Here is a 6,497-nt window from a genome sequence, read left to right as displayed (position 1 = left end):
TCAGAATGGCGGCATGACAACAACCGGGTATAGCTTATTCAAACCCAAAAACTGTCCAAACAGACGGAGCCACCTCTCCCACATGGCCCAGAAGCGGCGCGCGCAGGCCGGATTCCTCGATGTCGCGATGCACGCCCTCGATCAGTTCGCCCAATCGGGAGATCGGGACGATGCAGTCCGTGGAAATGACGCGTGCTCCCGGGACGATGGCCTTGGCCGCCCAGTAGGCGTCATGCCGCGCCTTCCACAAGCGCGTGCGGTCCTCGGGGCTTTCGGCCCAAGCAAAGCCCAGCCCGTTATTGCCCGACGCAATGGCTTCGGTCGTCTCGACCTGTTCGCGCACGGCCACGGGTGAGCCTGTGAACTCGAAAAACAGCGTTGTCAGCGGCTGATATTCGCTTAGCCCCGAATACTGGATGGAAGCCGCCATCTGCACGCTGTCCATCAGTTCCACGCGGGTGATGGGGATGCCGCACTGGATGATTTCCATGGCGGTCTGGGTAGCGTCATGCAAGTTTTCGAACTGGCAGATCGCGGCTGAAACGCTGTCTGGACGTCCGTGCAGCCGAAGCTGGACCTCTGTGATAATTCCGAGCGTGCCTTCCGAGCCGATGAAGAGGGATGTGAGGTCATAGCCGGTGGAGGATTTGCGCACACGGCCGCCCGTGCGGATGATTTCGCCGGTTGCGAGGACAACCGTCAGGCCGAGCACGTTTTCCTTCATCGTGCCGTAGCGCACGGCGGCCGTGCCCGAGGCGCGGGTGGCGCACATACCGCCGATCGTGGCTTCCCCACCCGGATCGACCGGGAAAAACAGCCCGGTATCGCGGATTTCGACATTCAGGGTCTGGCGTGTGATGCCTGCCTGGACCCGACAGTCCAGATCCTCGGCATTCAGTTCCACGATATCCGTCATGCGGGACAGGTCGAGGCTGATGGCCTGTTCAGGGGGTACGACATGCCCTTCCACCGAAGTGCCAGCCCCGAACGCCACGACCGGAACCCGCCCTTCATGGCAGTGCTTCAGGACGGTTGCGACATCCTGCGTGCTTTGCGCAAATACTACGGCTTCGGGCAGGCGGGACGCATTCATGGCCTCGCCGTGACTGTGCTCTTCGCGAACGGAGGGTGCCGTGCTGATCCGCTCTCCCATGACGGGCTGGAGGGCCTTGAGAACGGCCTGAAGACGGTCCGGAGCGAAGACGGAAGAGGAGGTCATGACAGGATCCGGCATGAAGAAAGGATGCTCTTCATAGGCCGGATCGGGAGCTCAGGAAATATCTTCGGATCGCTATGGGGGTATAAAATGAAATAATCTGTCTGCAAATGAATATACGATGCAAGATCAGACATTACTCCATCCGGGCGCAGCACTTACTGGAAGAAAATATTGCTCGCCCGGCTGACGAAGATATAGGTGCGGTAATCATCCTTGTTATTCACGACGATCCCCTGTTCCAGATCCGCGGCCACCTTCATGGCCGATCCGATCACCAGAATCTTTTTGTTCAGAACCATGTTGCGGAAATCGCCGCCAAAACGGATATCGGCGTTATAGGCGACGCCGGACGTGATCTGCACGGCGACATTGGCGCGGTCCAGATAGGTGTCTTCGGAATTGAGGAAGACCATCTTGTTGAGGACGTTTACGCTTTTCACCGTCATGACGAACGTGCCGGGGACGACGGTCCGGTTTGTGGTCTCACGCAGGGTGTCCGCAGGGGTCAGCCTCTTTTCGAGAACAAGGTCACCGGAACAGGCCGTCTGGGCGACCAGTGACGTGAACAAGGCAAGTGAAAGAAGGGCTTTGCGGAGAGTCATCTGAAGAGTGCTGCCGGGCTGTGAATATGCCTGAGCGAGCCTATGAGAGAATATTTCGGGTGTCGTGCGAAATATTTGTGTCGTGTTCAAGAAATATGCGGCTCAGGGTGTGAAGACGACTGTCCTGCTGCCGTTGATGATGGTCCGGCGTTCGATGTGATACCGCACGGCGCGGGCCAGAACGCGGCGTTCGATGTCACGTCCCTTGCGGATCAGGTCATCAGGTGTGTCGGCATGGGAGATGCGTTCCACGTCCTGTTCGATGATCGGGCCTTCATCGAGGTCGCGCGTCACGTAATGGGCGGTCGCGCCAATCAGCTTCACGCCGCGGGCAAAGGCCTGATGGTAGGGACGCGCGCCCTTGAAGCCGGGGAGGAACGAGTGGTGAATGTTGATGCAGCGCCCTGACAGACTGGCGGCCATCTCGTTGGACAGGACCTGCATGTAGCGCGCAAGGATGACCAGTTCGGCACCGCTTGCGGCCAGCATGTCCAGAACATGCGCTTCCTGCGCGGGCTTGGTGTCTTTCGTGACGGGGGCGTGGTGGAACGGAATGCCGTAGAAATCCAGATCCGCAAAGACCTCGCGCGGATGGTTCGACACGATCCCCACTGGATCAATCGGCAGTTCCCCGATGCGCCAGCGATACAGCAGATCGACCAAACAGTGATCGAAGCGCGAGACCATCAGCAGGACTTTGGGCTTTACACTGCGGTCATGCAGCGCCCAGTCCATGCTGAACGTCCCGCCCAGAACCGCCAGCGCTTCGCGAAGCTGCTGCATGCTGGTTTGGTCGTCCGTGATCTCGAAGACAATCCGCATGAAGAAGACCGTACTGTCCCGGTCGTCGAACTGCTGGGCTTCCGTGATGTTGGCGTTCAGCTCCGCAAGCCTGCCGCTGATGGCCGCCACGATGCCTGGGCGGTTGGGGCAGGAGAGCGTCAGGACATAGGTGGTCTGCGGAACTGATGAGGCCGTCATGGAAGGTCTTTTTCTCGTCTTTTGAAACCTGCCGTCCTCAGACGGTGAAGTATTTTGCACGTGGGTTCAGCATCACCAGCGCCGATGTCGACTGTTCGGGATGAAGCTGATAGCCGTCCGAAAGCGACACGCCGATACGTTCCGCATCAAGCATTTTCAGGATCGGTTCCTGATCTTCAAGCCGCGGGCAGGCGGGATAGCCGAAGGAATAGCGTGAGCCACGATAGGACTGCGAGAGCAGCTTTTCCATGTCGCGGTTGTCGTCGCCCGCAAAGCCCAGTTCCGCGCGGATACGCTTGTGGGTGTATTCCGCCATGGCTTCCGCCATCTCGACCGAAAGTCCGTGCAGGTACAGATAGTCCTGATAGCGGTTGTCCTCGAACCACACGCGGGCCAGATCGGACGCTTTCTGCCCGACGGTCACGACCTGAAGCCCGACCACATCGCGGACGTCATCGTCGATATCGCGCACGAAATCGGCGATGCACTCGCCGTCATCCTTGGGCTGGCGCGGCATCGTGAAACGCGCGGCTTCCGTCTTGCCGTCCTCTTCGAACAGCACGAGATCGTTCCCGTCGCCCGCGGCTTTCCAGTAGCCATAGATTGCCTGCGGCCGGATGATTTCCTGCTCCGCACTCAGGGCCAGCATGCGCTTGAGCACGGGACGGAGCTCGATCTTGGCGTATTCCATGAACTCGTCGAGCGAGCGGCCCTGTTTCCGGAAGCCCCACTGGAACTGGTATAGCGAGCGTTCATTAAGGAACGGCAGAACCGCATTCGGCGTTGCTTCCAGCACGCGCGCACCCCAAAACGGCGGCGTGATGACAGGCTCGGAGCCTGAAACGCGCTCACGCCGGGCCTTGGCGGCCTCACGGTCCACAACGCCGAAGCCGCGTGTTTCTGCCGTTTCGGGCGCACGTTCGGTTTTGCGGCTCGCCTGACTGGCGCGGCGCGTCTGGATTGCACCCAGATAGCTGTCGATTTCGTTGTTGGCGATCTTGTCCATCAGGCCCAGACCGTCAAACGCATCGCGCGCATAGGCCACGCGTCCCGGCTCACCCGCGCCATAGGAGCGGGCGCATTCTTCCTCGACGTAATTGCGCGTCAGGGCCGCGCCACCGAGAATGACCGGAACGTCAAAGCCCTGACGGTGCATTTCCGTAAGGTTTTCACGCATGATAACCGTGGACTTCACCAGCAGCCCGGACATGCCCAGCGCATCGGCCTTGTGTTCCTTCACGGCCGCGATCATGTCCGCCAGAGGCACCTTGATGCCCAGATTGATGACTTGATAGCCGTTATTGGTCAGGATGATGTCCACCAGGTTCTTGCCGATATCGTGCACGTCGCCTTTGACGGTGGCGAGTACCATCGTGCCACGATGCTGGCCTTCCGCGCGCTCCATATGCGGCTCCAGCCAGGCGACGGCGGTCTTCATCGTCTCGGCGGACTGCAACACGAACGGGAGCTGCATCTTGCCCGAACCGAACAGCTCGCCCACGACCTTCATGCCATCGAGCAGGACGTTGTTGATGATGTCGAGCGGCGGCATTTCAGCCATTGCGTCTGCCAGATCCTGCTCGATGCCCTTGCGGTCACCATCGACGATCCGGTCTTTCAGACGCCCTGCCGGCGTTTCCGCACGGCGCTTCTTGACGGCGTCGGCGGCCTTACGGCCAGCAAACAGCTCCAGCAGCTTCTGAAGCGGATCGTAGTCTTCGGTGCGGCGGTCAAAGATCAGGTCTTCCGCGACCTTGACCTCTTCAGCTGCAATCAGGTGCAGCGGGCGGATTTTGGAGACATGCACGATCGCACCTGTCATGCCGGCCTTGACCGCATGATCCAGGAACACCGAGTTCAGCACCGCACGCGCGGCGGGGTTCAGGCCGAAAGAGATGTTCGACAGACCGAGGATGATCTGGATGTCCGGGAACTTGTCGCGGATGAGCTTGATGCCCTCAAGCGTCCACTGACCAAGCTTCCGGTCATCTTCCACGCCCGTGGCGATGGTGAAGGTCAGCGGATCGATCATCAGGTCGGACTGCGGCAGGCCGTACTGGGTGCAGGCGAACTCGACCAGACGTTCCGCAATGCGGAGCTTGTCCTGCGGCTTCTTCGCCATGCCGACTTCATCAATCGTGAGCGCGATCATGGCCGCGCCGAACTTGCGGGCCAGTTTCATGCGGTCATGGGCCTGCTGCTCACCGTCCTCGAAATTGATCGAGTTGATGATGGGCTTGCCGCCATGCAGCTTCAGCGCGGCTTCCAGAACCGGCGTTTCGGTGGAATCGATCACCAGCGGCGCATTCACGGAGGATGTGAAACGCGTGACGACCTCGTTCATTTCGCGGACTTCATCCCGCCCGACGAATGCTGTGCAGATGTCGAGCGCGTTGGAACCTTCGGCGGCCTGTTCACGACCGATGGCGACGCAGCCGTCCCAGTCATTGGCTTCCTGAAGCTCACGCCATTTCTTGGAGCCGTTGGCGTTGCAGCGCTCGCCGATGGAGAAATAGCTGTTTTCCTGACGCAGAGGCGTCTGGGTGTAGAGGCTGGAGACCGAGGGCATCCAGATCGTGCTGCGCTTGACCGGGGCCGGGCGCAGATTCGTGCCACCAAGGCGACGCAGCATCCCGTCCAGCGCCTGAATATGCGGCGTCGAGGTGCCACAGCAGCCACCGATCAGGTTCAGTCCGTCTTCCTTGACGAAACGCTCCATCCAGACAGCCATTTCCTCGGGGCTGAGGGGATAGACGGTCTTGCCGTCCACAAGCTCGGGCAGACCGGCATTGGGCTGCATGGAAATGAGGCCGGGCCAGTTTTCCGAAAGCCAGCGGACATGCTCGCCCATTTCCTGCGGGCCGGTGGCGCAGTTCAGGCCGAGCGACGGTACGTCCAGTGCCTGAACGGTCGTGGCAGCAGCACCGATATCGGGGCCGACCAGCAGTGTACCAGTGGTTTCAACCGTAACCTGCACGAAGATCGGCGCATCCGAACCGAGTTCGATCCGGGCAATCTTGGCAGCATTCACGGCGGCTTTGATCTGGAGTGTGTCCTGACACGTCTCGATCAGGAACCCGTCCACACCGCCGTCAATCAGGCCGCGGCACTGTTCGGCAAGAGCAGCTTCAAGGTCATCATAGGCGATGTTGCCCAGCGTCGGCAGCTTCGTGCCCGGACCGATGGAACCCATGACATAGCGATGGCGGCCATCCGAAAAGGTCTCGGCGGCTTCACGCGCCAGTGTTGCGGCCGTGCGGTTGATTTCGCGCGTGCGGTCCTGAAGCCCGAACTCCGCCAGCGTGACGATGGAGCCGCCAAAGGTGTTTGTTTCCACCATGTCCGCGCCAGCTTCGAAATAGCCGCGATGGATTTCGCGGACGAGCTCGGGACGCGAAAGGTTCAGGATTTCCGTGCAGTTTTCCTGCCCCCAGTAATCGCGCTCGACCTCCAGATCCAGCATCTGCACCCGCGATCCCATACCGCCATCGCACAGCAGGACCTGATCGGAGAGGGCATCAAGCAGATGGGGACGTGAAGACATGGGCAGAATGCTCTGTAACTGGGAATGACGAGGAGTGGGTCTGGAGGCCCGCGATCGAAGCAGCGCCTCTATACACGCTCAGAGACAGGAGGGTGTAGCAAAACGGTTCTGCCCCGGCAAAGAGGCTGCGGCATGAATTTGCTGCCCGTTG

4 protein-coding genes are annotated in these 6,497 nt (G+C 60.2%); all 4 read right to left on the bottom strand.

Translation table 11 applies throughout. The annotated features are described in order from the left end of the window. Positions 1-34: 34 nt before the first annotated feature. Complete coding sequence (locus JK202_RS11475) at positions 35-1,219, bottom strand: FAD-binding oxidoreductase (RefSeq protein WP_283091802.1); 1,185 nt, start codon at positions 1,217-1,219, stop codon at positions 35-37. A gap of 155 nt (positions 1,220-1,374) precedes the next feature. Further along, on the bottom strand, positions 1,375-1,821 hold the full coding sequence (locus JK202_RS11470; RefSeq protein WP_211561178.1) for a hypothetical protein: 447 nt from the start codon (positions 1,819-1,821) through the stop codon (positions 1,375-1,377). A 102-nt stretch (positions 1,822-1,923) separates the two neighbouring features. Further along, complete coding sequence (gene purU / locus JK202_RS11465) at positions 1,924-2,802, bottom strand: formyltetrahydrofolate deformylase (RefSeq protein WP_211561176.1); 879 nt, start codon at positions 2,800-2,802, stop codon at positions 1,924-1,926. Between the two features lie 37 nt (positions 2,803-2,839). Further along, complete coding sequence (gene metH / locus JK202_RS11460; protein ID WP_211561173.1) at positions 2,840-6,346, bottom strand: methionine synthase; 3,507 nt, start codon at positions 6,344-6,346, stop codon at positions 2,840-2,842. Positions 6,347-6,497: the final 151 nt, after the last annotated feature.

Origin of the sequence: Gluconobacter sp. Dm-62, from assembly GCF_018256155.1 — a bacterium.
Taxonomy (GTDB): Bacteria; Pseudomonadota; Alphaproteobacteria; order Acetobacterales; family Acetobacteraceae; genus Gluconobacter.
This window is presented reverse-complemented; position numbering and strand designations above follow the sequence as displayed.

Bases quoted from the DNA above. Each gene is read 5' to 3' on its own strand.
- JK202_RS11475 (WP_283091802.1), bottom strand. From the start codon at position 1,219: ATGACCTCCTCTTCCGTCTTCGCTCCGGACCGTCTTCAGGCCGTTCTC.
- JK202_RS11470 (WP_211561178.1), bottom strand. From the start codon at position 1,821: ATGACTCTCCGCAAAGCCCTTCTTTCACTTGCCTTGTTCACGTCACTG.
- purU (WP_211561176.1), bottom strand. From the start codon at position 2,802: ATGACGGCCTCATCAGTTCCGCAGACCACCTATGTCCTGACGCTCTCC.
- metH (WP_211561173.1), bottom strand. From the start codon at position 6,346: ATGTCTTCACGTCCCCATCTGCTTGATGCCCTCTCCGATCAGGTCCTG.